The following is a 2,108-nucleotide window of genomic DNA, read 5'->3' on the forward strand; positions in this document are numbered from 1 at the left end:
AACAAAAGCACTGGTTCCGGATTTCCGGTTCCAGTGCTTTTTGATTGTCTGAACTTATTCGCCCATGACCTGGAATACGATTTCGCGATGGCGATCGCGGGTGTCGCACTCGACCAGCGTCAGGTTCTGCCACGGGCCGACAGTGATGCGGCCGTCGATAAACGGAACCGTGATAAACGGGCTGAGCAGTGCCGACTTAATATGGCTGGAGCCATTGTCGTCATGCCATGTGTTGTGGTGCTCGTAATGAATCACACGACCCTTTTCATCCGTGTACGGAGAAAAGACATCCATTGCTGCTTTGAGGTCATGATTGACCATGCCCGGTTCAAATTCCAGTGTGGTCAGACCAGCAACGCCGCCGGTGGTAAAACCGGTAACGGTACCGCTCTTGATGCCGTACTTGTGGCAAGCCTCGGTTACAGCCTCCTGAAAATCTCCGGTTACATCAATCATACCCATGTGTGCGCGGGTATGATATTCCTTCATGGAACTATAAACTGCCATTGTTGATAAACTCCTCCATCTCAACGAACTTCTTCTATCTTCTTCTATTATACTTGATCCGATTCTTCTTCAAGCTCGTTTATTGTACCACGTGCCAGCGCATTTTTCAAATCTTCCGACAGATCCTGCAATAATACGGCGTCTTGCTCGCGATGTTCCTGCACTTGCTCGACTTGTTTGGAAATCTGTTGAATCTTTTGTTCCAGTCCGCGTTCCGCCTGCTCTCTGCGCAGCTGCTTGATTTCATCGAGCAGTTCGGAAACTTCCTGTTCCAGCTTGCGCTGATCTTTGAAGCGGACTTTGTTGATCTCTTCCATGAATCCAGCGGTCAAAATACCGGCGGGCATCGCGATAACAGCGGTGCCAAAGACCGAGGAAATCATGCTGACCAGTCTGCCGATGCGCGTCACCGGATAAATATCGCCGTATCCGACGGTTGTCAGCATGGCAAATGCCCAATACAACGCTTCAAAAAAACTGTCAAACGAGTTTGGCTCGACCGAGAACATGACGGCAGCAGAGACAAAGCTGTACACCATGGACAGCATCAGGACCATGACGAGCAGTTTGCGCTCGCGGCGCACGGCGCGATAGATATAAACAAAGCTCCGTGCGTAGCGCATAGTCTTGAGAAAGCGCGCGCAGCGAAATACACGCATGACGCGCAGAATTTGAATGTACTGCGTCAGCGGCATGTCCGGGAGCAGTTGCATGACCGCTGGAAATGTCGTGATGACCGGCAAAATCGCCAACAAGTCGATAATCGCCATCGGCGTGAATGGATAGCGCAGTATGGCTTGGCGCAGCGACAGACCGTTCATGCGCGGCGAAAAATCGGCGGTGATCCAGCGCAGAGTATAATCCACGATAAACAACGCCGTGACGATGCGATCCAGCCAGAGAACCGGCTCGTTCCATATTTTTAACAACAGCGGAATGGCACTCAGACAGACCAAAACAAGGATGTATCTGTCATACAGTGCGCTGAATTTGTCGTGTTGTCGATCTTTTTCAATGATTTCATACATCCGCTTGCGGATGTGATAAGTCTGTTTCCCCATGTATATCTGTTTTGTCTGTGAGAGAAATACAGCCGCTGTCCGGAGACAGCGGCTGTACCAATTGCGTTCTGTGTAAAATTACTTCAGACCAGCGGTGATGATAGCCATCTGGTAAACTTCATCAGCATTGCAGCCGCGGGACAGGTCATTGATCGGAGCGTTCAGACCCTGCAGAATCGGGCCATATGCCTCGAAACCACCCAGACGCTGAGCAATCTTGTAGCCAATGTTGCCTGCATTGATGTCCGGGAAGATGAAGGTGTTTGCCTGACCGGCAACCGGAGAACCCTTTGCCTTGGTCTTAGCAACAACCGGGGAGAATGCAGCGTCAAACTGCAGCTCGCCGTCGATAGCCAGCTCCGGAGCCAGCTCCTTAGCAGCAGCGGTAGCGTCGCGCATCATGGTAACGGTCGGACCCTTGCCGGAACCCATGGTGGAGTAAGACAGCATAGCAACCTTCGGGTCGATACCGAAAGCAGCGCCGGTCTTTGCGGTCTCGATAGCAACCTCAGCGATCTTCTGAGCAGCAGTCAGAGTAAC

The 2,108-nt window shown here is 51.6% G+C and carries 3 protein-coding genes; all 3 read right to left on the minus strand.

The genetic code is table 11. The features are described 5' to 3' along the window. Window positions 1–54 precede the first annotated feature (54 nt). A complete protein-coding gene (locus tag ACR0P9_RS11425; RefSeq protein WP_432620227.1) occupies window positions 55–507 on the minus strand; it encodes a YjbQ family protein in 453 nt (150 codons plus the stop codon). Between the two features lie 47 nt (window positions 508–554). After that, a complete protein-coding gene (locus tag ACR0P9_RS11430; protein WP_432620253.1) occupies window positions 555–1,568 on the minus strand; it encodes an ion transporter in 1,014 nt (337 codons plus the stop codon). Between the two features lie 78 nt (window positions 1,569–1,646). Beyond that, on the minus strand, window positions 1,647–2,108 hold a 462-nt coding region (locus ACR0P9_RS11435; protein WP_432620255.1), incomplete at its 5' end, for a phosphate acyltransferase.

Source organism: Butyricicoccus sp. (assembly GCF_050872565.1).
Taxonomy (GTDB): Bacteria; Bacillota; Clostridia; order Oscillospirales; family Butyricicoccaceae; genus Butyricicoccus_A.

Excerpts from the sequence above, each read along its gene's own strand:
- ACR0P9_RS11430 (WP_432620253.1), bottom strand. The coding sequence starts at position 1,568 with ATGGGGAAACAGACTTATCACATCCGCAAGCGGATGTATGAAATCATT.
- ACR0P9_RS11425 (WP_432620227.1), bottom strand. The coding sequence starts at position 507 with ATGGCAGTTTATAGTTCCATGAAGGAATATCATACCCGCGCACACATG.